Source organism: Martelella mediterranea DSM 17316, from assembly GCF_002043005.1.
Classification (GTDB): domain Bacteria; phylum Pseudomonadota; class Alphaproteobacteria; order Rhizobiales; family Rhizobiaceae; genus Martelella; species Martelella mediterranea.
On record NZ_CP020330.1, the window covers coordinates 1,479,676 to 1,506,308 of the forward strand.

A 26,633-nucleotide genomic window follows, 5' to 3' on the forward strand; every position below is an offset into this window, starting at 1 on the left:
GCAGACGTCATACGGCCCACGCGCTGGCTGTGTGCAGCGTCTTCAGACTGAACGGACGAGGATATGACAGTCGGCGGGCCGAGTTCGCCCCTTTCGGGGCGCACCCGTTCTATTCGGCGGGTGCAGGGTGCGCGACCGGTTCGTCGTCCTCGGGGACCGCGATGTGCTGCCTCAGAGGGCGCTCGCCGGCGAGCTTGCGCAGCAGCACGTAGAAGACCGGCGTCATGAAGATGCCGAAGAAGGTGACGCCGATCATGCCGCAGAACACGGCAAGACCCATGGCGGCGCGCATTTCAGCACCCGCGCCTGTCGATAGCACCAGCGGCACGACACCCATGATGAAGGCCATCGAGGTCATCAGGATCGGCCTGAGGCGCAGCCTGCTCGCCTCGATCGCCGCCTGCACCGGGCTTCGACCCTCGAATTCCAGCTCGCGCGCGAATTCCACGATCAGGATCGCATTCTTGGCCGATAGCCCGACCAGCACCACCAGCCCGATCTGGGTGAAGATGTTGTTGTCGCCGCCGGTGTACCAGACCCCGGCAAGGGCCGCGAGCACGCCCATCGGCACGATCATGATGATCGCGATCGGCAGCGTCAGGCTTTCATATTGCGCCGCCAGCACCAGATAGACCAGCAGCAGCGCGAGCGGGAAGACGAAGACGCTCGAATTGCCGGCGAGGATCTGCTGGTAGGTCAGGTCGGTCCATTCGAAGTCGATGCCGACCGGCAGCGTTTCCTGCGCGATCCGCTCGACGGCCGCCTGCGCCTGTCCCGACGAGAAGCCCGGCGCCGGGCCGCCATTGATATCGGCGGAGAGGAAGCCGTTATAGCGCGTGGTCCGTTCCGGGCCCGTGGTGCTGTCCACCCGCAGAAGCGCGGAAAGCGGGATCATCTCGCCGAAGCGCGAACGCACCTTCAGTTGCCCGATATCCTCCGGCGCGGCGCGGAAGGCGGAATCGGCCTGGACGCGCACACTGTAGGTGCGGCCGAAGGCATTGAAGTCGTTGACATAGAGCGAACCGAGATAGATCTGCAGCGTCTCGAACACGTCGCTGACCGAAACCCCGAGCTGCTCCGCCCTGGCGCGGTCGAGATCGGCATAGAGCTGCGGCACGTTGATCTGGAAACTGGAAAACAGCCCCGCAAGTTCCGGCGTCTGGTAGGCCTTGGCGAGGAACGCCTTGGTGGCCCCGTCGAGCGCCTGGTAACCGAGCCCGGCCCGATCCTCGATCTGCATCTTGAAACCGCCAGTCGAGCCGAGGCCGTTGACCGGTGGCGGCGGGAACATGGCGATGAAGGCATCCTGGATGCCGGCGAATTTCTGGTTCAGCTGCATCGCGATGGCGCCACCCGACAGTTCCGGCGACTTCCGTTCCGCGAAGTCATCAAGAACGGCGAACACGATGCCCGAGTTGGAGCCGATGGTGAAACCGTTGATCGACAGGCCCGGAAAGGCGATCGCGTGGGATACGCCCGGCTGTTCCAGCGCGATGTCGCTCATCCGCTTGATCACGTCCTCGGTCCGGTCGAGGCTGGCGCCATCCGGCAATTGCGCGAAGCCGATCAGATACTGTTTGTCCTGCGCCGGCACGAAGCCGCCCGGAACCGCGTTGAAGACGGCATAGGTCGCGCCGATCAGCCCGAGATAGACGATCATCACCAGCGACTTGCGCGACAGCAGCCCGCCGACGCTGCGACTGTAGCCGTGGGATGCCGCGCCGAAACCGCGGTTGAAGCCCCGGAAGAACCAGCCGAACAGGCGGTCCATGACCCGCGTCAGCCAGTCCTTGGGCGCGTCGTGTCCCTTCAGCAGAAGCGCGGCGAGTGCCGGCGACAACGTCAGAGAGTTGATCGCCGATATCACCGTCGAGATCGCGATGGTCAGCGCGAACTGGCGATAGAACTGGCCGGAGAGGCCGCTGATGAAGGCGAGCGGCACGAACACCGCCACCAGCACCAGCGCGATCGCGACGATCGGCCCGGACACTTCCCGCATGGCGCGGTAGGTCGCCTCGCGCGGGCTCAGGCCGTTCTCGATATTGCGTTCGACGTTTTCGACGACCACGATCGCATCATCGACGACGATGCCGATGGCGAGCACCAGCCCGAACAGCGTCAGCGCGTTCACCGAAAAGCCGAAGGCGTACATGACCCCGAACGTGCCGATAATCGAGACCGGGACGGCAAGCAGCGGAATGATCGAGGCCCGCCAGGTCTGCAGGAACAGGATGACCACCAGCACCACGAGGGCGATCGCCTCGAGCAGGGTGTCAACCACCTTTTCGATCGAGGCGCGCACGAACTCGGTGGTGTCGTAGACGATCTCGTACTGGACCCCGTCCGGCATGGCGAGCTGCAACTCATCCATTGTGGCGTGGACATTGTCGGCGATCTCGATGGCGTTCGAGCCCGGCGCCTGCAACACGGCGATGGCGACGGCGGGCTGGCCGTCGAGCAAAGAGCGCAGCGTGTAGTCGTCGGCGCCCATCTCGATGCGCGCCACGTCCCTCAGCCTTGTGATCTCGCCGCCCGCGCCCGACTTGACGATGATCTCGCCGAATTCCTCCGGCGTGCTCAGCCGGCCCTGCGCATTGACGTTGAACTGCATGTCCACGCCTTCGGGCGCCGGCGACGCCCCGATGATGCCGGCGGCGGCCTGGGTGTTCTGCTCGCGGATGGCATTGGTGATGTCGCTGGCGGCAAGCCCATGTTCCGCCGCCTTCTGCGGATCGATCCAGACCCGCATGGAATAGTCGCCCGCGCCGAAGACCTGAACCTGCCCGACGCCCTCGATCCGCGCGAGGCGGTCCTTGACGTTGAGCGTCGCATAATTGCGCAGATAGGTGATGTCGTAGCGATCCGTGGTCGAGATCAGGTTGACCACCATGATGAAGTCCGGCGAGCTCTTCACGGTCGTGACGCCGATCGCCCGCACTTCCTCCGGCAGCCGAGGCGCGGCCTGCGACACCCGGTTCTGGACCAGCTGCTGGGCCTTGTCCGGGTCGGTGCCGAGCTTGAATGTGACGGTGAGCGTGAGAACGCCATCCGAGGTCGCCTGGCTGTTCATGTAGAGCATGTCTTCGACGCCGTTGATCTGCTCTTCGAGCGGCGTCGCCACGGTCTCCGCGATGACCACCGGATTGGCGCCGGGATAGACGGCGCGCACCACGATCGATGGCGGCACGACATTTGGATATTCGGCGATCGGCAGCATCCGCATGCCGATCAGGCCGGCAAGCACGATCAGGATCGACAGCACGCCTGCAAACACCGGTCGGTCGATGAAAAATCTGGAAATGTTCATTTGAAGGTCCGGTTCAAGGGAAATTTCGGACAAAACAACCCGCTGCCGAAGAAGCGGGCTCTGCGGCGGTCCTGTGTTTTTCGGATAAGGCGGCGGAGCGTTGCCGCTCCGCCCGTCACGTCATGTCATGTCATTGCGCGGCGGCCAGCGGGCTTTCGCTCTGCGGGGCGACCAGCGCGCCGGAGCGGATATGCTGCAACCCGTTCACGACCACCCGGTCGCCATCGGCAAGGCCGCTTTCGATGATCCGCTCGCCGCCATTGCTGCGTCCCAGTTCCACCGGACGATAGGCAACCGTGTTGTCGGCGCCGACCACGAAGACGAATTTCTTGTCCTGGTCGGTTCCGATCGCGCGCTCGCTGACCAGTATCTTGTCTTCCGGCCGGGGCTCGCCCATGCGGATGCGCACGAACTGTCCGGGGATCAGCCGCCCGTCGGGATTGTCGATCACCGCGCGCACCGCGATCGTTCCGCTCGCGGCATCCACTTCGTTGCCGATGAGCTGGACCTTGCCCTTGATGGGCGTGCCCTCGTCAAGCAGCGTGCCGATCTCGACGGGAATCTGGTCGATCGCCGGAAGCGCACCGTCTGTCGGCAATTCGGAAAGGATCCGCGCGACGACCTCCTCGCTTGCGTTGAAGCTCACATAGATGGGATCGGCCGACACCAGCGTCGTCAATGCCGGCGAGGCGGTTCCGGCAGAGACGAGATTGCCCACCGTGATCTCGACCCTGCCGACCCGGCCGGAAACCGGGGCCTTGACCTTGGTATAATCGAGTTCGAGCTGGGCCGATTGCAACGCCGCCTGAGCCGTCTTCAGCGCGGCCCCGGCCTCGGCGACGGCATTGCTGCGTTGCTCCATCTCGCTTTCGGAGATCGTGCGGTTGTCGGCCAGCCTGCGGCCGCGATCAAGCTGCAGCTTGGCGAGATCGACCTTGGCCTGTGCCGAAGCGACCTGCCCCTCAGCCTGTGCGACGGCAGCCTCATAGGGTGCGGGATCGAGGGTGAACAGGAGATCGCCGGCCTTGACCAGCGCCCCCTCGCGAAATTCCACCGACTGGATCGCGCCGCCGACGCGCGGATGGACCTCGACCCGGTCGACGGCCTCCAGCCGCCCGGAAAATTCCTGCCAGATCGTCACCGCGCGGCTTTGCACCTCGGTGACCGTGACCGGCGTCGCCGGCGGCGGCGCGGCCGGTGCGCTTGCCTCCTCCGTCGCGTTCGCAACAAGGCCGACCGGCAGTTCGAAATAGAATACGGCCGCCGAAATGGACGCAGCCAGACCCAGGCCGGTGCCCGCGAGGGCCCAGCGTTTCAAAGTCGTCGTCATGGTTCTACTCCTTGCGGCTGGGAGGGCCGCGCAGTTCATTTTCCGTTTGAATCAGTGAATGGAGATATCGCGAACGAATTCAGCGAACTGGCCACCAACCTTTTCCTGCCAGTTCGGCGTCTCCTCGGTCTTTCCGCCATAGACGGACGGCCAGCCCGATCCGGCGGAAAGAATGTGCTTTTGAACTTTCACGCCCGCGGCTTCCAGCCGCCCGGCATAGGACATCGTTTCATCGAGCAGCGGATCGTCCTCGGACGACAGGACGAGAGCGGGCGCCATGCCGGCCAGCCGCGAGCAAAGCGAAGGCGCCGCATAGGGATGGCACATGCCGCCGCTCATATAGTGGCTCCAGCCTTCCGCCCAGCGTTCCCGCATGCCGATACAGGCGGCATTGCGCGAAGACGACGAGCCCATGAAGGGATCGAGAAGCGGGGAGGCGAGCACCTGACCGTCAAGCTCGTTTGCGAAATGGTCCCGCGCCTTCAACGCAACGGCGGTGGCGAGATTGCCGCCAGCCTCCTCGCCGCCGATGATGAGCAACGATTTCCGGTCGCCGAAACCGGCCCGTTTCTTCGCCATGTAGGAGAAAATGGAGAAACCGACCTCCAGCGGCTTCGGAAAAACCGAGCCCTGGACATTGTAGTCTGGAACCACCACGATCGCCCCCTGCCCAGCCAGGCACTCCGCCATCGGACAGGGCGTGAGACCGGTATGATGAAAGGCACCGCCCTGGAAATAGATCAGCACGGGCGGCCCCTTGGCGTATTCGGCGCCCTGATAGACACGGACCTCGACACGACCGACGGCAACGTTATCCAGAGACATGTCCTTGATCTCGACAGCCATTGATTTTTTCCATTCCAGACAGAGACAGTTGGGTGCGCCTGATGACGCCTTCCTCGGTCCGGCATTGTAAACGACAAATCACGCTTCGCCATGGCGATCGCCCAACAGATTTCCGGATATCGGGTCCTCACGTCCCCGAACGTCATTCAGCACACCTTGCCGACGGTCGCCTGCACTGCAATTCTCGAAAAACAATTTAGTTTATTCAAAATTCCGAACAAGCACGATATCATGAGAACACTGTTCGAATTTTCGAATAATAACGCACTGCACAAAGCGAGATCACATGGACCAGCTTTCCGCCATGCGCGCCTTCGTCAGAGTTGTCGAGACGGGCAATTTCACGCGCGCATCGGAAGCGCTCAACCTGCCGAAGGCGACGTTGACCAATCTCATCCAAGGGCTGGAGGCGCACCTGCACACCAAGCTTCTGAACCGCACCACACGCCGCGTCGTGGTGACGACCGACGGCGCTCTCTATTACGAGCGCGCAAACCGGATCATTGCCGAAATCGACGAACTCGACACCAGCCTTGCTGCGTCCTACACCCTGCCGAGCGGACGCCTGCGTGTCGAAATGGCGGGCGCCTTCGCCGACTGGATCGTCATTCCGGCGCTTGGCGATTTCCATCGCCGATTTCCGGAAATCCATATCGACATGGGCGTTGGCGACCGGACCGTCGACTACCTTGCCGAAAACGTGGATTGCGCGCTGCGCGGCGGCGTGCCAACCGACCAGTCCCTGATCGCGCGGCGCGTCGCGGAAGTCTCGCTGATCACCTGCGCCGCGCCGGGCTATATCGAAAAGCACGGCACGCCGAAGCATCCCTCCGAGCTGGAAACGGACCATCAATGCGTCAGCTATTTCACCGCGTTGAACAATCGCGCCGTGGCCTTCGATTTCCGCAAGGATGCCGAAGCCCTGGAGATCAATGCCCGCCATATCCTGGCCGTCAACGATGCCCGCAGCTTCCTGTCGGCCGCCCTGGCCGGGCTTGGCGTTGCGCCATTGCCGCTATTCATGGCGGCGGAGCCGCTTGCCAAAGGAGAACTGCTCCGGGTTCTCCCGGACTGGCAGATAGACCCCATTCCGCTCTACATCGTCTATCCGCCGAACCGCCACCTGAGCAACAAGGTGCGGGTATTCGTCGACTGGCTGGTGCAGCTGCTCACAGAAAGGAAGCTGGATGCGCTCCCCTGAAAATCCTTGCGAGGCGCTCCGGCCACGTTGCAATGTGGATCGGCTTAGGGTTCGCAATTCCGGGGCAGGCCGCATCGTCAACGAACCGGGCGCTTTTCAAAACCCGCGTCGTTTTCGGCAGCAAGCAGAAAGCAGCAATCCGGCTCCGATTGCGTGGCCAAGGTCTTCATGACCGAAAGCCCGGCAAGGTCGATTTCGACGCAGCGATCGTCGGCGAGCGAAACGAAGGCCGTATCGCCGGTGATATGGGCCGCGAGCGGAATGCTGCCGAGCGGCAGGCAGCCAAGCTCGCGCATGCCTTCCGCGTCGACCACCGAAATGCTTTTATCGCCGCAGTTCAGGAGCAGAAGCCGATTTCCGGCAAGACCGTAGACGCGCAGCGGATCGCTACGTGTCTTCATCTCCCGCGTAATGCGCATCGAGGCGGTGTCGATGGCGACGAGCGTGTCTGAGAGGCGGTTCGTGACATAGAGCGTGTCGCCACCGGCATCGAGCCATATGCCCTCGGGCTTTTCGCCCGGCGTCACCGCCACGGGTGCGACGGATGCATCGCGCGGCGCGACCTTCGTCACGGTATGGCTCAGAAGGTTGCAGCAATAGGCTGTTTCGCCATCGGCGCCGACCCGGAAAAGGTGGCCTTTCAGCCCGCCGCTCGGCACGGCCCGCGACGGCGCGTCCGCCGACAGAGGGTCATCGAAGGTCATCAGGACGTTGTCGCCTTCGCTGAGCGCCAGCAACCGGCCCTGGCCATCGAGCGCGATGCCGTGAATCCGGCGCCAGGGCCGGCAGTCCAGCGTCCGGACGATCCTGCGGGCGGCAAGATCGACCACGGTGACGGAACGTCCGCCATCGCCATGGTCGGCGGATGTGCGCAGCCCGTAGTGACCGACGAAGGCGAATGCCCGATCGGCGGATACCACGAGTTCGTGCGAGTAGCGGGGCAGGTCGATACTGTCGAGGCGCTCGGTCGTCCGCCGGTCGTAGAAGCTCAGGCAGTGACTGCTCTTTTCAACGATAACCAGCGTGCCGGCATCTGCTTCGCTCATCGGCCCGGCAGCCCGCTGGTCAGGACGTCGATGGCGTAGAGCGATGTCGAGGCGGTGATGAACAGCCTGTTTTTCTCCGGCCCGCCGAAGGTGCAGTTCGCGACGATCTCGGGCACCAGGATTCTCCCCAGCCGCTCGCCGTCGGGTGTGAAGACCTGAATACCGTCATGCGCCGAGGTGAAAATATGGCCGTGGACATCGAGCCGAAAGCCATCCGAAGCGCCGGGCGAAACCTCGGCGAAGATCCGGCCGTTCCTGAGCCGCCTCCCGTCTTCCACCTCGAAGACGCGGATATGCGGCGGCCCGTTGGGCGCTTCGGACCGTCCCGTGTCGGAGATGTAGAGCAGGCTCTCGTCCACCGAAAAGGCGAGGCCGTTCGGTCTGTCGAAATCGTCGGCGACGACGGTGAGTTCTCCCGTCTCCGGATCGAGACGATAGACATAGCAGGCGCCGATTTCACTATCCGCCTTGACGCCCTCATAGTCGGAGAGGATGCCGTAGGGCGGATCCGTGAACCAGATCGTGCCGTCGGACTTGACCACCACGTCGTTCGGCGAGTTCAGACGCTTGCCCTGGTAGCGGTCGACCAGCGTCACCACCGTGCCGTCGGCTTCCGTGCGGCTGACCGCGCGGCCGGAGTGCTCGCACGAGACGAGCCGTCCCTCGCGGTCGCGCGTATGGCCATTGGTGTGCCTGGACGGCTCGCGGAATACCGTGCCGCCTTCCTCGGGATGCCAGCGCAGCATCCGGTTGTTGGGAATGTCGCTCCAGGTGACGCCGCCGTCCTCCCACCAGACCGGCCCCTCGCTCCATGTCGCCCCGGTCCAGAGTTTTTCAAGCCTGGCATCCGGCGCGACCAGATCGGCCATGCGGGGATCCTCGATAATGACATCGCTCATTGCGGTTTCCTCTCCGTTGCTGCTGGCGCAGCCATGCGCGCGGCCAAGAGCATCGCCTCCTCCGCGGCGAGCGGACTGGCGATGCCCTGGCCCGCAATATCGTAGGCCGTACCGTGGGCCGGCGTACAGACCGGAAATGCAAGCCCGCCTAGCATGGTGACGCCGCGGTCGAAACCCATCAGCTTCATCGCGATCTGGCCCTGGTCGTGATACATTGTCAGCACCGCGTGATGGCCTTCCTTCAGCGCCTTGACGAAGACGGTATCGGCTGGAAACGGGCCGTCGACGTCATGGCCACGCGCCTTTGCAGTCGCGACGGCCGGGCCGATGATGTCGATTTCCTCCATGCCGAAGCTGCCGCCGTCACCGGCATGCGGGTTCAGGCCCGCAACCAGCATGCGGGGCTGTTCAATCCCGGCGAGCCTGAGGCAGTTCTCCGTTCGGGCTATTTCCCGAAGGATTACCTCTTCGCTCAGCGCCGCGGAGACATCCTTCAGCGGAATGTGCGAGGTGACGCGGGCATTCCAGATCTGCTCGAGCACGTTGAACTCGCGGATGCCGCCATCATCCAGATCAAGCAGTTCGGTGATGAAACGGCTTTCGTCGTCATAACCTGGATGGGCATGGCGCATCGCCTTCTTGTTGAACGGCGTGTAGCAGACCCCGTCGACCCTGCCTGCCTCGGCGAGCCGCAACGCCAGCGAGAAGTTTTCGACCGCGAACCGTCCGCCGGCAAGGCTGGCTTCGCCGGGCGTGATGTCGGCCGGATCGAGATTGCCGAGATCGATCAGCGCCGGGCCGGTCACGGCATTCCCGATCTCCTCGATCGCGATTTCGGGGATGGCGGCCGCAAGCCCCGCGACGGCCGCGCCCGCCTCAAGCACCCGCCGGTCGCCGATGACGACCAGCCGCGCGGCATCCCGCACGCGTTCCGACGCCGCGAGCCGGGCGGCAAGTTCGGGGCTGATTCCTGCCGGATCGCCCATCGCGAGCGCGACCAGCGGGCGTTTTCCACCCTGCCGTTCAGCATCCATGTCGCTGTCTCCTCCCCTTCACCGCAACCGTTCACCGTCCGGCGAGAACAGCCGCATGCAGCCCTTCTGGCATGTCAGCCATATCCGCTCTCCGGAGGCGTGATCCTCTCCCTCGCGCTGTTCGACGGTGAGGTCCTGTCCGTCCGGCAGACGGCAGTAAAGATAACGCGTGCCGCCGAGATATTCGGCGAAATCCACCGTGGCTTCAAATGAAGAGCCGCCGTTTTCGCCGATCACCAGATGTTCCGGGCGGATTCCGAACCTGACCGGCGTGTTCTCGATCATCGCTTCAGCGGGCGGATCGACGACAATCGTCTGGCCGCCGACGGAAAGACTTCCCGCCGGACCGGCGGTCGCGTCGATGATATTCATCCTCGGCGAGCCGATGAAGCCGGCGACGAACAGGTTGTTCGGATCCTCGTAGACTTCGCGCGGCGTGCCGACCTGCTCGATCCGGCCATCGCGCAGCACGACGATCCGGTCGGCAAGCGTCATGGCCTCGGTCTGGTCATGGGTGACATAGATCATGGTGTTGCCGAGTTCGCGATGCAGCCTTGCGATCTCGATGCGCATGCTGACCCGGAGCTCGGCATCGAGGTTGGACAGCGGCTCGTCGAACAGGAAGGCGAGAGGCTTGCGCACGATCGCCCGTCCGATGGCGACCCGTTGCCGCTGCCCGCCCGAAAGCTGGCCCGGCCGCCGGTCGAGTAGCGGGCCGATCTTCAGGATTTCGGCGGCCGCCTCGACCTGACGTTCGATTTCGGCCTGCGGCGTCCTGGCGATTTCGAGGCCGAAGGCGAGGTTCTGGCGCACGCTCATATGCGGATAGAGCGCATAGGACTGGAACACCATGGCGATGCCGCGCTTCGAGGGGTCGAGATCGGTGACATCCCGTCCGGCGATGAGAATGTCTCCATCGGTGACATCCTCCAGCCCCGCGATCATCCGGAGCAGCGTGGACTTGCCGCAGCCCGATGGGCCGACGAAAACCACGAACTCGCCGCCCTTGATGGCGAGATCGAGGCCGTGAATGACATCGACCGCGCCGAAGCTCTTGCGCACGCCGCGAAGCGTGATGTCGGCCTTTTCCTCAGATAATGTGCTCATCTCACGTTCTGACCCAGACGAGCATCTCGCCGGGCTCCCGGTTATCCCAGAGGTGATAGGGGACGAAGCGCGCGGTCACCGGACGCCGTCCGGGCGCCTGCCGGTCGTAAAGCCGGTTGCCGTGTCCCTGCCAGTCTTCGCGGTGAGCCGGAACGTCGATGGCGACGCCGCCGTTCAGGGCGCTCAGCACGCTTGTGCTCGCCGTTGCAATCGTATCGTCGACGACCAGTTCGTGAAGGCCGGCTGCATTGTCGGTTTCCTCGACGCAGTAGATCAGCGGGCCCCGCGCCAGCGCGGCCCGGCCGAGGTCCGCCCGCACGGCCGGGTTGGCATGCAGCGCATAAGGTTGCATCGGCAAATCGAGCGTTACCGCATCGCCCGGCTGCCATTCGCGCTCGATGCGCAGATAGCCGCGTTCTATCTCGCATTCGACGGCCGCGCCGTTGATCGCCAGCGATGCGCCGTCGCACCAGCCGGGAACCCTCAGCGCCAGGCGGAAGGCGAGCGGCTTTTCGAGGCCGAGCGTGATATCGATGTGCCCATCCCACGGATAGGAGGTCTTCTGTTCCACTGTGACGCTGCCGCCGGCGACCGCCAGCCGGGCAGTGCTTTCATTGTAGAGATGGACGGCGATCTCGTCGGCGGCGACGCCATACATGTAGGTGCCGATCGAGGCGACGGTGCGGGCGATGTTCGGCGGGCAGCACGGGCAGCGGTGCCAGGTCCAGCGGTGGTGGCCGCCCCGGCTTTCCAGCGGATTGTCGTAGAAGAAGGTCGAGCCGTCGAGGGAAAGGCCGGAGAGCGCGCCGTTATAGAGCGCCTGCTCCAGGACGTCGGCGAAGCGACCGTCCGGGCCGCGGCCGAGCATGCGGCTCGCCCACATGGCGAGGCCGACGGCAGCGCAGGTCTCGGCATAGGCGCTCTCGTTGGGCAGGTCGTAATAGTCGGTAAAGCCCTCATTGCTTGCCGCCGGGCCGATGCCTCCGGTCACATACATCTGCTTTTCCGTCAGATCCTCCCAGAGAATCTTCAACGCATCAGTCAGGCTGTCGTCGCCGAATTCGGTGGCGACATCGGCCATGCCGGAATAGAGATACATCGCCCGGACCGCATGCCCGGTCACCTTGGTCTGCTCGCGCACCGGCAGGTGCGACTGGTTGTATTCATAGGTGTCGTGGCGAAAACGCTTCGGGTCCTCGTTGCGGGCGGCCGCCTCGATGTCGAAGTAATGCGGCTTCTGGCCGCGGGCATCGATGAAGAAGCGCGCGAGGTCGAGATAGCGCTGCTCGCCGGTGACGCGGCCGAGGCGCACCAGCGCCAGCTCGATTTCCTCGTGGCCGCAATAGCCGGGCTTCTGGTCCGGGCCGGGGCCGAAGACGGAGCCGATATGGTCGGCATAGCGGCACATCGCGTCAAGCAGCCCACGCTTGCCGGTGGCCTGGAAATAGGCGACGGCGGCTTCCATCAGATGGCCGGCGCAATATAGCTCATGGCAATCGCGCAGATTGGTCCAGCGCTCGCCCGGGCGCATGCGGATGAACCAGGAATTGAGGTAGCCATCCGGCTGCTGCAGCTTGCAGAACATCGCGATGATCTCGTCGGTCTTCGCCTCGAGATCGGGGTTGGGCGTGCGGTAAAGCGCGTAGGCCGCTGTCTCGATGACCTTGGCGACGTCGGAATCCCAGAACATCTGGACATTGACGGTGTCCGGCGTGCCATCGGCCCGGGTGTGGAAGGGCAGCCGCAGAGGGGGAACCGGAATATCGGGATTGATCTGCTCGAGCATGCCGGCGGCCACGCAGCGATCATAGAGGATCATCGCCGTCCTGTGCGCGACGGCATCGATGCGATCCCCCCAGAAGCCCTGGACATCGACATCGGGAAGCGCGGGAGGGCGGAAGCCGCTGATGGCGGGAAGGTCGAAGGAAGTCATGGGTCAGTCCTTTTTGGTCTGGATATTCACTTGACGGCGCCCGCGGTCAGGCCGCGGATGTAGTAGCGCTGCAAAAGCAGGAAGACGACGAGGCACGGCACCATCATCAGCGTCACGCCGGCCTGGACCGCGCCCCAGTCGATCGTGCCGTACTGCCCTTCGCGAACCGCGACCATCAGCACCGGCAGGGTGTATTTCTGCTGGTCTGTCAGAAGGATGAGGGCGGCCAGAAACTCGTTCCACGAGGCGAGGAAGGCGAAGATCGCGACCGTTGCCACGCCGGGCAGCACCAGCGGCAGCATGATCCGGTAGAGCACCTTGATGACCGAGGCGCCGTCGACGCGGGCCGCATCCTCGATTTCCTTCGGCACGGCGTCGAAGGCGTTGCGCATCATGAAGATCGAAAACGGCATCTGCAGTGTGACGTAGACGCAGACGATACCGGTCAGCGTGTTCTGGAGGCCAAGCTTCGACAGGATGACGAATAGCGGCGTCAGAACCGACTGGAACGGGATCATGATCGTGGCGATGATCAGCACGAACAGCGCGTTCTTGCACGGGAAGTGGAAGCGCGAGAAGCCGTAGCCGGCCAGAAGGCTCACCACCACCGACAGCACCACGGTCGCCAGCGACACGGTGAGGCTGTTGCCGGTATAGGTCCAGATGCCGCTACCGAAATCGGAGAGGTTCTGGTAGCTCTGGGTGCTGAAGCCGGTCGTCGGCCATGGCGGCAGAGGCGGCTTGCGCGATTCCGCCGATGTCTTGAAGCTCACCAGCAGGCTCCAGGCGAGCGGCGCCAGGAACAGGAAGGCGAGAAACAGGCCAATCATGTTGCGCCGGGTCATCTGGAACCGCTGGCGGCGTAGTTTCATCTTGCGGCGGCTCATCACATGCCCTCCGGATTGCGCAGCAGCCTGAGCTGGATCACGCTGATGGTGACCAGGATCAGCAGAAGCACCATCGACAGCGCCGAACCGTAGCCCAGATGGAACGACATGAAGGACTGGCTGAAGATCCAGAACACGGTGGTGATCGTCTGGTTCTGCGGCCCGCCGTCCGAGATGATGTAGAACTGGTCGAAGGCGAGCATCGAGCCCGAGACCGACAGGATCAGGGCGAGCGCGATCGTGCGTCGCATCAGCGGAAGCGTGATGCGGCGGAAGCGCTGCCAGGAAGAGGCGCCGTCCACGCGGGCCGCCTCCTGCACCTCGGTGGAGATGCCCTGCAGGCCGGTGAGCAGGATGATCATGTTGAAGCCCACCGTCTTCCACACCACCATGACGATGATCGAGATGAAGGTGGTGTCGAAACTCGCCAGCAGGTTGACCGGCTTTTCGGTGAGCCCCAGCCGCCATGCGAGTTGCGAGAACAGGCCGGAATCGACATTCATCAGCCACACCCAGAGCAGGCTCGCCGAACCGAAGCCAACGACGTAAGGCAGAAAGTAAGCCGTACGGTAGAACCTGGTCATCGCATCCGGCTTTTCCACGAAGATCGCCAGCGGAAAGGCAACCGCGAAAAGCACGACCGTGACGATGAGCGTGTAGAACACCGTGAAGCGGAGCGAGCTCCAGAACTGGCTGTCATGCAGCATCTGCGCATAATTGCCGAGCCCGATGAAGCGCGGCGCGCCCATGAGCGGCCAGTTGTGAAGCGACATCCAGAAGGTCATGCAGAGCGGGATGACGAAGAAAACCGTTACCAGCGCAACCGCCGGCGCGACGAACAGAAGTCCGACAAGCTGCTTGCGCCGCACCCGTCCCCGGCGCGGCCTGCGCGGCGTCGCTGTTGTGAATTGCGTTTCTGGCATGGCGCCTGTTCCATGGGTCGTGGGAAAAGGGCCCGGAGCGCCGTCAATGGCGCCCGGGAAGTAGACCGGACGCCGCGTCAGGCGCCCGGCGAAAGCGCGATCAGTTGGACGCGTCCAGGATCGACTGCATCGTGTCCTGCGCCCGCTTCAGGGAACCGTCGACATCGTCGCCGAAGAAGGCTTCGCCAAGCATCTGCTTCCACGGTCCCGTCTTGGAATTGATGATGTCGTTGTAGACCGGCGATGACGGCGTGCGCGCGGTTTCCATCGCTTCGACCGCCGTCAGGTAACGGTCATCAAGGCCGGAAAGCGCCTCCTGGGCCACATCGGCGCGCGTCGGCAGGCTGCCCAGGCGGGCGAGTAGCGTCTGTCCCTCGACCGAATAGGCGAAGTCCAGGAACTCCTTTGCCGCGCCGAGCGTGTCGCGACCCGCCGTGACGACGAAATTGTCGCCGCCGCCGAAAGAGGACACGCCGCCATCCTTGCCCGGCAGGGGGGCCACGCCGAATTCGACATCCGGATAGTTCTTGACGAGGTTGCCGATGGCAAACGCGCCGATGGGCGAGATACCGACATTGTCCGCCGCGAAGCCGCCGAAGAAATTGGTGCCCGTATCCGTCTTCGCGCTTTCCGGCACGTATCCCTTGGCGACCAGGTCGCGATAGAAGTTGATCGCATCATGCATCTGCGGCGTGTCGATGGTGGCGCGCTTGCCGTCATCGACCAGAATGTCGCCGCCCGATGCCCAGATCAGCGGCATGAAGGTGAAGGCATTGCAGCCGCCGCATGCGCCGGCGAAATAGAAGCCGTAGGTATCGTCGCCGAGCGCGTTGACCTTGCCGGCATAGTCCTCGATTTCGGCCCAGTTGGTCGGCGCCTTGTCCGGATCGAGCCCGGCTTCGCGGAACAACCGCTTGTTCCACAACAGCACCGAGACATCGGCCGACATCGGCACGCCGTAGATCTTGCCGTCATAGGTGCCGGCCTCGACATGAGCCTTCGACAACTGATCGAAATAGGGAAGGCTCCTGGCCAGTTCGGTCAGGTCCGCGAGCTGTCCGGCCTTGGCGAAAGCCGGCGTGTAAACGAGGTCCAGCGACACGAAATCCGGAGCCGAGCCGCCCGCGGCCGCCACGGCGTATTTCTGGACCATTTCCGTGCTTGGCACGATCTGCAGCTCGATCTGGTCCTCATGCGAGGCGTTGAAGGCCTCGATCAGGTCCGGCATGAAGGCTTCGCTGCTGTTGCGCGCCCACATGCTGTAGGTTTCGGCGGAAGCGCCGAGGGGCGTCATGGCGAGGGCGAGCGCCGTCAGCGCCGCGATTTTAACGGGTTTCATTTCTATCCTCCTCCGATATGGGGCCGTGTTCCGTGCCGGCCCCTTCGCACGCTTTCGAAAGGCTCAGGAGCTGCGCACGACCAGTTTGCACGGCAGCTGCAGAAGCCCTTTCTCAATCTCCTCGCCATTGACCAGACGCACGAGCGTGAGCCCGGCCTGGCGTCCAAGCTCCTTCAAGTTCATGTCGATCGTGGTGAGCGGGGGCCGGGTCTCCTCGGCGACAATCTCCCAATTGTCGAACCCCACCACGGCCACGTCGTGCGGTATGGCCGCGCCGCGCTCGCGAAGGGCGTCCATTACCCCGCGCGCGATCTGGTCATTGCCGCAGAAAATGCCGTCCGGCCGTTCATCGAAGCTCCAGAGCCGCGCGACGGCCTCATGCCCCCAATGCTCCGACCATGTGCCGTAAAGGACGTCGGCCGCGGGAACTCTCAAATCGGCGGCCTCCAGGGTCTGGCGATAGGAAAGCGCGCGCTCGCGCACGACCAGAAAATGCTCTGGGCCGGTGATATGGGCGATACGCCGGCAGCCGCGTTGTATTAGATGACGCACCGCCTCGCGCGCGCCCTGCCGTTCATCCGGCACCAGGGTAATTGCCTCGGCGGGCCCCTCGGTCAACACGTAGACGACGGGCACCGGGACTGCCGAGAAATCGATGGGAAGTGGCCGGTCGACGCGCTTGCCGGTGGCGATGATCCCGTCGACCTGCTTGTCGAGCATCGCATCGAGATGGATGCGGGCAAGTGCGGGATCACCCCCGACCGAGCAGAGAAACACCGAAACGCCCTGGTCGATCAGCCCTTCCGATACCCCGGCCATGACCGGCAGGGTGAAGCGGCCATAGATATCGTCCGTCAGAAGTCCGACGGTGAAGCTGCGCTTGCTGGTGAGGCTGCGCGCCAGCGCATTGGGACGGAACCCCAGCTCCTCCGCAACGCGCCGGATGCGGGCGCGGGTCTCCGCCGCCATGCGGCCGGTGTCGTTGAGCGCCTTGGAAGCCGTGGCGGTGCTGACGCCGGCCTTCGAGGCCACGTCATAAATCGTAACACGCCCGCCAACATTCGCATCCGTCACGCCATCCCCTCGCTGGGAAACCGGTTTCTCATGTCCATATAACAGAGAAATATGCGTGAGAAAAGGGTTTCTCAAACATATTGTTCGGTTTTCGGAATCTGGTCACGGGAGTGGTTGCGATCGGTCGGCGCGAACGCAGGTGGCGCATGGTACGAAAAAGCCCGGCTCTCGGGCCGGGCTTAATGATCAGTCGAAAGGCGTTTGCCTTACTTGGTGGCGCCTTCGTAGAGTTCGGCGACGTAGTCCCAGTTGATGAGATTGTCGACGAAGGCTTCCAGATATTTCGGGCGGGCGTTGCGGTAGTCGATGTAGTAGGAGTGCTCCCACACGTCGACGCCGAGAATCGGCTTGGCGCCGTGGACGACCGGGTTTTCGCCGTTCGGGGTCTTCATGATTTCGAGCTTGCCGTCCTTGACCGCGACCCATGCCCAGCCGGAGCCGAACTGGCCGGTGCCGGCGGCGATGAAATCGGCCTTGAACTTGTCGTAGCCGCCGAGATCGGAGGAAATCGCGCTTTCGAGCGCGCCCGGCAGCTTGGTGCCGCCGCCATCCTTCTTCATCCACTTCCAGAAATGCATGTGGTTGAAGTGCTGGGCGGCATTGTTGAAGAGCGGCTGGTTGGAGCCATAGGCCTTGACCATGACATCCTCGACGGAAAGACCACCGAGACCCGCTTCTTCCGCCAGCTTGTTGCCGGTGGTCACATAGGTGTTGTGGTGCTTGTCGTGGTGGAATTCGAGCGTCTCGGCCGACATGTAGGGGGCGAGCGCGTCGTAGGCGTAAGGCAGATCGGGCAGTTCAAAAGCCATGTTCAATACTCCTCAGTTAATAAATTGACGCTTGCGGGTTACATAGGAAGCCGTTTCGGGAACGGCAACCGCCAAGCCCGGAAATATCCGGGCAAATTGCCGGAAGGAAAGGGCGTTCGGCGGCATTCCGGTACGCCCCCGCCTGCCGGCGAAGCCGCCGGCCGGGATACCCTAACCCTCCGGCAGCTTGTAGGCGAGGATATAATCGCCCGTCTCGGTGCCGACCGAGCCGTGGCCGCCGGCGACGATCAGCACGTATTGGGCGCCGTCCGCGGTCTCGTAGGTCATCGGCGTCGCCTGGCCGCCGGCCGGAAGCCGGGCTTCCCAGAGCTGTTCGCCGGTGGTCACGTCATAGCCGCGGATGTAATTGTCCATGGTCGCGCCGAGGAAGGCGACGCCGCCCCGCGTCATGATCGGACCGCCAATGCCGGGAACGCCCATCTTGATCTTCAGCGGCAGCGGCGTCATGTCCTGGATCGTGCCGTTCTTGTGCTTCCACACGATCTCGCCAGTGGTCAGGTCCGCGCCCGCCACATAGCCCCATGGCGGCGCCTGGCAGGGCACGCCGAGCGGGCCGAGCAGGGTGGAGAAGGAGACGGCATAGTCGGCGCCGTTGTTGGAATTGATGCCCTGCGTGGCCACGCCCGGCGTCGATTTCGGCACCAGCGTGGAGGTGTAGGCCATGTAGACCGGCATGGCGAACATCACCTGCCGCTCCGGATCGACGGCGACCGAACCCCAGTTGAGCGTGCCGAAATTGCCGGGATAGACGATCGTGCCATCGACGGAGGGCGGCGTGTAGCGGCCCTCGTAATTATACTGCTTCAGCTTGATGCGGCAGACGAGCTGGTCGAGCAGGCTCGCGCCCCACATGTCCCTGCCCTCAAGCTTCGGCGGGTTGAAGGAAAGCGCCGAGACGGGTTGGGTCAGCGACAGGTTTTCGCCGTCAAGCCCGCCTTCCTGGGGCGCGGGAACTTCCTTGACGGGAAGGATCGGTTCGCCCGTTTCGCGGTTCAGCACGAAGACCTCGCCCTGCTTCGTCGCCTGCACCAGCGCCGGCACGGTCTCGCCGTCGATCGTTAGGTCGAGAAGGGCGGGCTGGGCCGGTACGTCCATGTCCCAGAGGTCATGGTGGACGCCCTGAAAATTCCAGACCGGCTTGCCGGTCTCGGCATCGAGAGCCACAACCGAAGACGAATATTTCTCGACCGCGGGCGAGCGGTTGAGGCCGATCTGGTCCGGCGTGCGGTTGCCGATCGGCGCATAGATCAGGCCGAGATCGCTGTCGCCGGACATCACCGACCAGCTGTTCGGCGAGTTCTTGGTATAGGTTTCGTCCGGGCCGAGCGGTTCGGTTTGCTCCGGATTGCCGGTATCGAAATTCCAGATCAGTTCACCGGTATCGATGTCATATGCGCGGATCACGCCGGACGGGCTGTCGGTCGAGTAATTGTCGTTGACCGAGCCGCCGACCACGATCTTGCCGTTTATCGCCAGCGGCGGGGAGGTCGAGTAGTAATACCCCTGCGTCTTGTAGGGCATGTTTTTCTGAAGCTGCAGCGTGCCATTGTCGGCGAAATCCTCGCAGATCGTGCCGTCCTCGGCGTTGAGCGCGATCAGGCGGGCATCGGAGGTCGGCAGGTAGACGCGGGTCTTGCAGCGCTCGCCTTCAGCAATGTCGGGATCGTCGTAATAGGTCACGCCCCGGCAGGTCTGGTGCTGGCGGTTGCCGTCAACGGGAACCTTCGGGTCGAATTTCCATTTCTCCTCGCCGGTCCTGGCATTAAACGCCATCGCCCAGCTATGCGGGGTACAGACATAGAGCGTGTCGTCCACCATCAGCGGGGTATTCTCATAGGTGGTCTCGACCACGTCGTTGGGGCCCATCATGTCGCCGGTCTGGATCTGCCAGGCAAGTTCCAGGTCGCCGACATTCTCCGGGGTGACCTGGTCGAGCGGCGACCAGCGCTGGCCCCTTTCGGTGCGGCCATAGCCATGCCATTCGCCGTCGGGAACGGCGTCCGCCGTTTCGGCGCTGGCGCTGCGGGCGCCGGGCAGTGCCCCCTCGATCGCATGCGGGTCGGTGAACAGCGAAATGACCGCGACCACCATCGACACGAGAACCGCGGCAACCAGCGGCCACGGGCCGGCGCGGGCGGGTTTGTCTTTTTCCGGAAAGCCGTAGTCATCGCGCAAGATCGGCCGGCGCACCCACGGCAGCAGCAACCAAAGGCCGAGCAGCACGACGAGCCCGCCGCGCGCGCCGAGCTGCCACCAGTCGAAACCGACCTCCAGCAGCGCCCAGACCAGCGTTACCAGAATGGTCGCGGCATAGACCCAGTAGGCAAGCGCCGATCGGACAAGTACAAAAAAGGCGGTCGCCAGAAATGCGGCGCCCGCAATCAGATAAAACCAGCTACCGCCGAGCGTGATCAGCCAGATGCCGCCGCCGCCCAGAAACAGGCCGATCAGCGCGAAAATCAATGAAGTCAGCACCAACATGAATATCATTCCCCCGAAACTTGAGCTTTTCCGGGGCATGTGGTCGGTATTGCGGAGGAAACCCGCGAAGATGTTGCCCCTTGCCGACCTCCCGGCTTTTCAGGCGACGGTGATCTGCCATCGCTGTCTTCGGTTTAACGGGTCGGGCCTGTTATTGTTCCGGGTTGTTTTGCCGGAAGCTGACCGGCGAGGCGATGTTGCTGCGACTTGCCGCGCGCTCGACGCGCTCGATATCCGATTGAAACCGCAGTGTTTCGCGCGCCCGATCCACGGTCAGCGTCGAGAATTTCTTCGACATTTCAGAAAAGCCCGGGATATCCGTGTGGCCAAGCGCCCGGCAGGCATGGAGAAGGTGGATCACCACCTCGGCCATGCCCGCGCCATCGCGCGCCATGGCGGTGAAGGCGGCATCGAAGAATTCCTCTGCCGTTATCGTCGGCATGTGGATGCGCGGATAGCGCGGCTCCGAGTCCCCATCGGGCTTTTCGCCGGCTTCCAGGATGCGCACCAGATGCGTCACCACGTCAATGGCCGTGCCCGGATCGTTGACGGCGGGAGAAAGCGCGCGCAGCGCGACTTGCGACATAACCGTCACTCCGTAAAGCGGATCCTGCGTGTAGGACCGTTCATGGCCGATGGTGAATGCCCTTGCGGCTTCTGCCACGACGTCCTCGTCCACGACGCCGTCGTCCTGTGTCAGCCTGATGCCGGCGATATGGCGGCCTGGTGCGACGAAAGCGCCCGGCCGTTCCAGCACGTAGATATCGGCATTCAACTTGCGGGACACCGCGTCCAGGGTCGCCATGTCGACAAAGCGCAGATAGCCGGACTCGGGCGGTTCGATGAGCTGCAGAACGCCCGGCATATCGCCGTCGAATTCGGTTCCGCCGAGAAAGGGTTCGGCGCGATAGTTGCGCATCGAGGTGACGGCCTGATCCTCGACCTGCTCGATCGTTCGGCTGACCTTGCCGAGACGACCGAGATAGTTGATCCAGCGCAGCAATGTGCCGATGATCAGCACGATGATGGCAATGGTGGCGATAAACAGAACCAGCCGGCCGCCGGTGCCGTAGAGTTTGGTGTTGAGCGCGATAAGGCCGACAAGGCTGAAGATGAACGAGCCGAGAAAGGTCGAAAGTGCCGACTGCGCGGTGCGGTCTTCCAGAAGCGTGCCGACCGCCCGCGGCGTGGCGCTGCTGGCCGCCGACGACGATGCCTGCACCACGGTGTTGAGCGAGAAGATCAGCACCGTCAGCATGCTCGAGGCGATGATCGACAGCAGCGATCCTACCGAATCGACGCCGATCGTGTCGCCGATATCCTCAGGAATATAGCGGTTCAGAAGAATACCCAGAAGCGCGGTGGCAATGCCGGCAACGCAATAGATCGCGGCCACAAACCACAATTGCCGCATGACCTGGGAGATGACCCATAACCGCCGGGACAGCTGAAGTTTCATAGCGCTCTTTCTGTCAGGACGGCATTTCCGCAGTTCAACTGGAACTGGTCGATCCCGCCTTCATCCCCGCCGGTATCGGTCCACGATGTCGGTTGTCCAACGCCGCTCATTGGTCTCGCGTTCCATTAGGGCGCGTGAACCTGATGGCGTCAACTCGCTGTATACAGTTTCGGTTCCCCTGAGACATTTTGGGGGACGTCGAAACCGCGCCCGAAAGTGATCGGCAATGTTTGCGCTCTGCTCAGCGTTCCGCCTTGCCTGCGACCTTCAGCGCGAAGGCGTATTCCAGCGCCTTTTCCTCCAGCCGCTGGAACCGCCCGGATGCCCCGCCATGGCCGGCGTCCATATTGGTTCTGAGCAGGACCGGCGCCGTGCCGGTGGTGGCCTCGCGCAGCTTTGCCACCCATTTCGCCGGCTCCCAGTAGGTCACGCGCGGATCGGTGAGCCCGGCAAGCGCCAGAATGGCGGGGTAGGGCTTCGGTCCCACATTGTCGTAGGGGCTGTAGCTGGCGATATAGTCATAGGCCTCCTCGGAGGCGATCGGGTTGCCCCATTCGTTCCATTCCGGCGGGGTGAGCGGCAGGCTATCGTCCAGCATCGTGGTCAGGACATCGACGAAAGGCACGGCGGCAATGATGCCGACGAATTTTTCGGGCGCCATGTTGGCGACGGCGCCCATCAGCATGCCGCCGGCCGAACCGCCTTCGGCCACGATCTTGCCATGGCTGGTGAAGCCTTCGGCGACCAGCGCGTCCGCGGCGGCGATGAAATCGGAGAAGGTGTTCTTCTTGTGCATCATCTTGCCGTTTTCGTACCAGGCAAAACCCTTGTCCTTGCCGCCACGGATATGGGCGATGGCATAGACGAAGCCGCGATCGACCAGCGACAGGCAATTGGTGGAAAACGAGGCCGGAATGGAGATGCCGTAAGCGCCGTAGCCGTAGAGCAGGCAGGGCGCGCTGCCGTCGAGCGGCGTATCCTTGCGATAGACGATGCTGACGGGCACCAGTTCGCCATCGGCGGCCTTCGCCTGGATACGGCGGGTGACATAGTCGTCCGGGTTATGGCCGGAAGGCACTTCCTGCGTCTTCAGCAAGGTCCGTTCGCGCGTCGCCATGTTGTAGTCATAGAGCTGGCTCGGCGTCGTCATCGAGGAATAGGAAAAGCGGATCGTGTCCGTGTCGTATTCGGCAGCGCCCTGCAGTCCGAGGGAATAGGCCTCCTCTTCGAAGGCGATGGCGTGTTCCTCCCCGGTTGCCCGGTCGCGGATGACGATGCGCGGCAGGCCCGCGAATCGCTCCAGCCAGACCAGATGCCGCGCGAAGGCCGTATGCGCCAGGATCAGCCGGCCCTCCTGATGCGGCACGACCTCCTTCCAGTTTGCCTTGCCGGGCGCGTTCACCGGGGCTTCCATGATCTTGAAATCCTTGGCCCCGCCGTCATTGGTGAGAATATAGAAGACATCGCCGCCCTCGGTGACGTCATATTCCACCATGGTCTCGCGCGCCGCCACCAGCGCGGGCTCGGCGTCGAGGTTCGAGGTCGGGATGATCCGGACCTCGGAGGTCTGGTGATCGTGGATGTCGATAGTGATGAAATCGTCGAGCAGCGAGCCGGCAATGCCGACGAAGAAGCCGGGATCGCTTTCCTCATAGACCAGTCGGTCGTCTTCCTGTTTCGTGCCGATCACGTGATGGAACACTTTCGAGGGGCGGTGGTTGTCGTCGACCTCGGTATAAAAGAAACTCTTGCCGTCGGGCGCCCAGACGCCACTGCCGCCAGTATTCTCGATCCTGTCCTCGATATCCTTGCCGGTTTCAAGATCGCGAACCTTCAGCGTGTAGAACTCCGATCCCTTGTCGTCATAGCTCCAGATCGCGCGGCTGTGATCCGTGGTCTGGTCGAAGCCCCCGAGATCGAAATAGGCCTTGCCCTTGGCCTCCAGATCGCCATCGAGCAGGGTTTCGCGGATGCTCTCGTCATTGAAATCGCCATCGCGCGGGATGCGGAAGAAATAGGGTTGTTCGGCTCCGGTGCGAAACGCCGTGCCATAGGCATAGGGACCCTCCTTCATCGGCACGGAACTGTCGTCCTCCTTGATACGCCCGCGCATCTCCGCAACCAGCTTTTTCTGCAGCGCTTCGGTGTCGGCCATCGCGGCCTTCATATAGGCGTTCTCGGCCTCCAGATGCGCGCGGATATCGGCTTCCAGGATCGTCGGGTCCTTGAACATCGCCTGCCAGTTGGCGGCCCTCAGCCAGGCGTAATCATCCGTGCGGGTCCTGCCGTGGCGGGTGTCTCTGAGGGCTTTTTTTATTGCCTTGGGAGCATCGGGCAGCGTCTTGAAGGGGGTCACGGGCAGGCCTTTCGGGTCATTCATGTCGGCGCAAGATAGGGGGGCTTAAGGACGACATCAAGCGCGGGTCTCAGACTTGCCGCATTCGGCTGCTCTGTGCTTACAATATACGATGCGCTTGCGGATGCCGATTTCCGGACGGAAGCGACAAAGACAGATTTCCATGAACGGAGACAGAGACTTGACCAAGGCCTTCCTTGCGCTGCTGACGCTGACGCTCGTTGCTACGCCCGCCCTCGCCATCAGCCAGCGGATCGAAAACGAGCTCGACCGGCTCGATCCCGAGGAAAAGCTTGAGCAACGCTGCGACGTGGAGGCGCTGAGCCGGATCGACGCGGCGCGCAAGGACATGACGCCCGACAAGGTGATTGCCTACACATTCGCGCCGACAAAGGTGAATGGCACGACGATCGATGCGCCGGGCGCGGCCGTGCGCTCGCATGGTCACTGGTACAAGCTCTCCTACCACTGCGCGACGGCAAGCGATGAGCTCGCGGTCAAATCCTTCAGCTTCAAGCTCGGCGAAGAAATCCCGCGCAGCGCCTGGGAGCGTCTTTACCTTTATCCGTAGGTCCGGTCGGCCTGAACGATCCGCAATTGCGCACATGAAAACGCCCACCGGGGGAGGAGGATCCGGTGGGCGTCATCGTGGTGATCGGCGATTTGGGAGGAGGAGGATCGCCGATCGTAATCGAAGGGGGCCGGGAGGAGGATAGCACCCTTCGAAAGCTCTGTCAGATCGCGTCCTTGCGGGCGACGCGACGGATATCAGCGCGGCTGATACCGAGGTCGGAAAGTTCGCGATTGCTCATGCGGCCAAGTTCGGCGACGGTTTCGCGATACTTGAGCCAGTTGTTGAACGAGCGTTGAATGTTCATGTTGCGGCTCCTTTCGTGTGTTCGGTGCGCTGTTGTTGATTGGATATATACAGAGCCTGCGGGGCATGAGGCAGGGGGTTAACAGCATTGCCCCTATGCAAAAAACGCAGGGCTCGGGAGGGGTGCCTCGAAAATGGGCATCCTGCCGAACGGGCAGGCACGAAACGGGCCGGTTGAAGGTGCAGGTCGCCCGCGCTCAGTCCTCCTCCACGAACACCTCCGCGCGGCGGCGATTGACCGAGGGGATCAGCACGATCACCAGGACGATCGCGGACACGATCAGCAGGCCCAGGCTGATGGGGCTGGTGAGGAACACGCTGGCATCGCCGCCCGAAAGCAGCATGGTGCGCCTCATATAGACTTCCATCATCGGCCCCAGCACGAAGCCGAGCAGAAGCGGCGCCGGCTCGCAGTCGAGCTTGCTCAGCGCATAGCCGGCAGCGCCCGACACCGACATGACGATCAGATCGAAGGGGTTTTCGTTGATCGAATAGACGCCGATGGCGGAAAAGCCGACGATTGCGGGATAGAGGAAATTGGCGCGCACGCTCAGAAGCTTCACCCACAGCCCGATCAGCGGCAGGTTGAGCACGACCAGCATCAGATTGCCGATCCACATCGAGACGATGACGCCCCAGAACAGCGAGGGCTGTTCGTTGATCAGGTTGGGGCCGGGGGTGATGCCCTGGATGATCAGGGCGCCAACCATCAACGCCATCAGCGGATTGGACGGGATGCCGAGCGTCAGCATCGGCACGAACGAGGTTTGCGCGCCGGCATTGTTGGCCGATTCGGGACCGGCGACGCCGGCGATCGCACCGCGGCCGAAGGTCTCCGGCCTTTTCGAGACCTGTTTCTCCACCATGTAGGAGGCGAATGACGACAGCATCGCGCCGCCGCCCGGCAATATGCCGAGAAACGATCCGAGAAACGTGCCGCGCAGGATCGGCATGCCGGCCTCGCGCAGGTCCCGGCGGCTCGGCAGCAGGGCCGAGATGTTGGTCTTGAGCGGTTCGCGCGGGGTTTCATCCTCCAGGCCCTTGAGGATTTCGGACAGGGCGTAGATGCCGACGCCGAAACCGAGGATCGGTATGCCTTCCGCCAGATCGAACATGCCGAAGGTGAAACGCGCCTGGCCGGTGTAGAGATCGGTTCCGACCGTGCCGAGAAGCAGGCCGAACACGATCATGATGATGCCCTTGAGCACCGATCCGTGGGCGAGCGCGATCGAGGCCACCAGTCCCAGCACCATCAGCGAAAAATAGTCGGGCGGCGTGAATTTCAGCGCAAGCATTGTCAGCGGGATCGCGAAGATGGCGATCAGCAGCGTCGCGAAACAGCCGGCGATGAACGAGCCGATCGCCGCCAGCGCCAATGCCGTGCCGGCCTTGCCCTGTCGCGCAAGCTGGTATCCATCGATAGCGGTCACCGCCGAGGATGCTTCCCCCGGCAGGTTGATCAGGATGGCGGTGGTGGACCCGCCATATTGCGCGCCGTAATAGATGCCGGCCAGCATGATCAGCGAGGCCTCCGGCGGAAAGCCGAAGGTCACCGGCAGAAGGATGGCAATCGTGCCGAGCGGCCCGATGCCGGGCAGAACGCCGATGGCGGTGCCGAGGAAAACCCCGAGGAAGCAGAACAGCAGGTTGATCGGCTGAAAGACCGTTTCCAGTCCGAGGGAGAGATGCGCGAAAAGGTCCATG

Annotated in this window: 20 protein-coding genes; 2 read left to right on the top strand and 18 right to left on the bottom strand. The window is 63.2% G+C overall.

The features are described 5' to 3' along the window. Positions 1–109: 109 nt before the first annotated feature. The 3 genes from Mame_RS06840 to Mame_RS06850 form a co-directional block, all read right to left on the bottom strand. A complete protein-coding gene (locus tag Mame_RS06840) occupies positions 110–3,307 on the bottom strand; it encodes an efflux RND transporter permease subunit (RefSeq protein ID WP_018064974.1) in 3,198 nt (1,065 codons plus the stop codon). A 130-nt stretch (positions 3,308–3,437) separates the two neighbouring features. Continuing rightward, positions 3,438–4,637, bottom strand: a complete 1,200-nt coding sequence (locus Mame_RS06845) for an efflux RND transporter periplasmic adaptor subunit (RefSeq protein WP_018064975.1) — start codon at positions 4,635–4,637, stop codon at positions 3,438–3,440. A gap of 51 nt (positions 4,638–4,688) precedes the next feature. Beyond that, positions 4,689–5,483, bottom strand: a complete 795-nt coding sequence (locus tag Mame_RS06850; RefSeq protein ID WP_018064976.1) for an alpha/beta hydrolase fold domain-containing protein — start codon at positions 5,481–5,483, stop codon at positions 4,689–4,691. 286 nt (positions 5,484–5,769) lie between these two features. Between Mame_RS06850 and Mame_RS06855 the strand changes: the two genes are divergently transcribed. Next, positions 5,770–6,684 (top strand): LysR family transcriptional regulator, encoded by a 915-nt coding sequence (locus Mame_RS06855; protein ID WP_018064977.1) that lies wholly within the window; start codon positions 5,770–5,772, stop codon positions 6,682–6,684. 77 nt (positions 6,685–6,761) lie between these two features. On the opposite strand, the gene Mame_RS06860 is transcribed toward Mame_RS06855, so the two are convergent. From Mame_RS06860 to Mame_RS06920, 13 genes are all read right to left on the bottom strand, one after another. Further along, positions 6,762–7,730: a YncE family protein gene (locus Mame_RS06860; RefSeq protein ID WP_018064978.1), complete on the bottom strand. Its 969-nt coding sequence runs from the start codon at positions 7,728–7,730 to the stop codon at positions 6,762–6,764. Further along, positions 7,727–8,629, bottom strand: coding sequence for an SMP-30/gluconolactonase/LRE family protein (locus Mame_RS06865; protein ID WP_018064979.1), 903 nt, complete (start codon positions 8,627–8,629; stop codon positions 7,727–7,729). Before Mame_RS06865 ends, Mame_RS06860 begins: the two co-directional genes overlap by 4 nt. Continuing rightward, positions 8,626–9,663 carry a 4-hydroxythreonine-4-phosphate dehydrogenase PdxA gene (locus Mame_RS06870; protein WP_018064980.1) on the bottom strand — a complete coding sequence of 346 codons (1,038 nt, stop codon included), beginning with the start codon at positions 9,661–9,663 and terminating at the stop codon, positions 8,626–8,628. Before Mame_RS06870 ends, Mame_RS06865 begins: the two co-directional genes overlap by 4 nt. 18 nt (positions 9,664–9,681) lie before the next feature. After that, a complete protein-coding gene (locus Mame_RS06875) occupies positions 9,682–10,770 on the bottom strand; it encodes an ABC transporter ATP-binding protein (protein ID WP_018064981.1) in 1,089 nt (362 codons plus the stop codon). Position 10,771: 1 nt separating this feature from the next. Beyond that, positions 10,772–12,703, bottom strand: a complete 1,932-nt coding sequence (locus Mame_RS06880; protein ID WP_018064982.1) for a glycoside hydrolase family 127 protein — start codon at positions 12,701–12,703, stop codon at positions 10,772–10,774. A 26-nt stretch (positions 12,704–12,729) separates the two neighbouring features. Next, a complete protein-coding gene (locus tag Mame_RS06885) occupies positions 12,730–13,593 on the bottom strand; it encodes a carbohydrate ABC transporter permease (protein WP_026173506.1) in 864 nt (287 codons plus the stop codon). After that, positions 13,590–14,513 carry a carbohydrate ABC transporter permease gene (locus tag Mame_RS06890; protein WP_018064984.1) on the bottom strand — a complete coding sequence of 308 codons (924 nt, stop codon included), beginning with the start codon at positions 14,511–14,513 and terminating at the stop codon, positions 13,590–13,592. The genes Mame_RS06885 and Mame_RS06890 overlap by 4 nt, the downstream gene beginning before the upstream one ends. 100 nt (positions 14,514–14,613) lie before the next feature. After that, positions 14,614–15,852 (bottom strand): ABC transporter substrate-binding protein, encoded by a 1,239-nt coding sequence (locus Mame_RS06895; protein ID WP_018064985.1) that lies wholly within the window; start codon positions 15,850–15,852, stop codon positions 14,614–14,616. Positions 15,853–15,915: 63 nt separating this feature from the next. Beyond that, positions 15,916–16,926, bottom strand: coding sequence for a LacI family DNA-binding transcriptional regulator (locus Mame_RS06900; protein ID WP_018064986.1), 1,011 nt, complete (start codon positions 16,924–16,926; stop codon positions 15,916–15,918). Between the two features lie 206 nt (positions 16,927–17,132). Beyond that, entirely contained in the window at positions 17,133–17,735 is a 603-nt protein-coding gene (locus Mame_RS06905; RefSeq protein WP_018064987.1) for a superoxide dismutase, read from the bottom strand. 171 nt (positions 17,736–17,906) lie between these two features. Next, entirely contained in the window at positions 17,907–20,246 is a 2,340-nt protein-coding gene (locus Mame_RS06910; RefSeq protein ID WP_018064988.1) for a membrane-bound PQQ-dependent dehydrogenase, glucose/quinate/shikimate family, read from the bottom strand. Positions 20,247–20,388: 142 nt separating this feature from the next. Then, entirely contained in the window at positions 20,389–21,696 is a 1,308-nt protein-coding gene (locus tag Mame_RS06915; RefSeq protein WP_018064989.1) for a DUF2254 domain-containing protein, read from the bottom strand. A gap of 241 nt (positions 21,697–21,937) precedes the next feature. Then, positions 21,938–24,052, bottom strand: coding sequence for a S9 family peptidase (locus Mame_RS06920; RefSeq protein WP_026173507.1), 2,115 nt, complete (start codon positions 24,050–24,052; stop codon positions 21,938–21,940). A 181-nt stretch (positions 24,053–24,233) separates the two neighbouring features. Between Mame_RS06920 and Mame_RS06925 the strand changes: the two genes are divergently transcribed. Next, positions 24,234–24,623 carry a DUF930 domain-containing protein gene (locus Mame_RS06925; RefSeq protein WP_018064991.1) on the top strand — a complete coding sequence of 130 codons (390 nt, stop codon included), beginning with the start codon at positions 24,234–24,236 and terminating at the stop codon, positions 24,621–24,623. 163 nt (positions 24,624–24,786) lie between these two features. On the opposite strand, the gene Mame_RS06930 is transcribed toward Mame_RS06925, so the two are convergent. Then, the gene (locus tag Mame_RS06930) at positions 24,787–24,930 is read right to left on the bottom strand and encodes a DUF1127 domain-containing protein (protein WP_018064992.1); all 144 of its coding nucleotides are present in this window, start codon (positions 24,928–24,930) and stop codon (positions 24,787–24,789) included. A gap of 196 nt (positions 24,931–25,126) precedes the next feature. Beyond that, positions 25,127–26,632 (bottom strand): tripartite tricarboxylate transporter permease, encoded by a 1,506-nt coding sequence (locus Mame_RS06935; protein ID WP_018064993.1) that lies wholly within the window; start codon positions 26,630–26,632, stop codon positions 25,127–25,129. Between the last annotated feature and the right edge of the window lies 1 nt (position 26,633).

Excerpts from the sequence above, each read along its gene's own strand:
- Mame_RS06910 (WP_018064988.1), bottom strand. The coding sequence starts at position 20,246 with ATGATATTCATGTTGGTGCTGACTTCATTGATTTTCGCGCTGATCGGC.
- Mame_RS06880 (WP_018064982.1), bottom strand. The coding sequence starts at position 12,703 with ATGACTTCCTTCGACCTTCCCGCCATCAGCGGCTTCCGCCCTCCCGCG.
- Mame_RS06840 (WP_018064974.1), bottom strand. The coding sequence starts at position 3,307 with ATGAACATTTCCAGATTTTTCATCGACCGACCGGTGTTTGCAGGCGTG.
- Mame_RS06850 (WP_018064976.1), bottom strand. The coding sequence starts at position 5,483 with ATGGCTGTCGAGATCAAGGACATGTCTCTGGATAACGTTGCCGTCGGT.
- Mame_RS06890 (WP_018064984.1), bottom strand. The coding sequence starts at position 14,513 with ATGCCAGAAACGCAATTCACAACAGCGACGCCGCGCAGGCCGCGCCGG.
- Mame_RS06935 (WP_018064993.1), bottom strand. The coding sequence starts at position 26,632 with ATGGACCTTTTCGCGCATCTCTCCCTCGGACTGGAAACGGTCTTTCAG.
- Mame_RS06860 (WP_018064978.1), bottom strand. The coding sequence starts at position 7,730 with ATGAGCGAAGCAGATGCCGGCACGCTGGTTATCGTTGAAAAGAGCAGT.
- Mame_RS06875 (WP_018064981.1), bottom strand. The coding sequence starts at position 10,770 with ATGAGCACATTATCTGAGGAAAAGGCCGACATCACGCTTCGCGGCGTG.
- Mame_RS06865 (WP_018064979.1), bottom strand. The coding sequence starts at position 8,629 with ATGAGCGATGTCATTATCGAGGATCCCCGCATGGCCGATCTGGTCGCG.
- Mame_RS06915 (WP_018064989.1), bottom strand. The coding sequence starts at position 21,696 with ATGAAACTTCAGCTGTCCCGGCGGTTATGGGTCATCTCCCAGGTCATG.
- Mame_RS06870 (WP_018064980.1), bottom strand. The coding sequence starts at position 9,663 with ATGGATGCTGAACGGCAGGGTGGAAAACGCCCGCTGGTCGCGCTCGCG.
- Mame_RS06930 (WP_018064992.1), bottom strand. The coding sequence starts at position 24,930 with ATGAACATTCAACGCTCGTTCAACAACTGGCTCAAGTATCGCGAAACC.
- Mame_RS06895 (WP_018064985.1), bottom strand. The coding sequence starts at position 15,852 with ATGAAACCCGTTAAAATCGCGGCGCTGACGGCGCTCGCCCTCGCCATG.
- Mame_RS06905 (WP_018064987.1), bottom strand. The coding sequence starts at position 17,735 with ATGGCTTTTGAACTGCCCGATCTGCCTTACGCCTACGACGCGCTCGCC.
- Mame_RS06845 (WP_018064975.1), bottom strand. The coding sequence starts at position 4,637 with ATGACGACGACTTTGAAACGCTGGGCCCTCGCGGGCACCGGCCTGGGT.
- Mame_RS06855 (WP_018064977.1), top strand. The coding sequence starts at position 5,770 with ATGGACCAGCTTTCCGCCATGCGCGCCTTCGTCAGAGTTGTCGAGACG.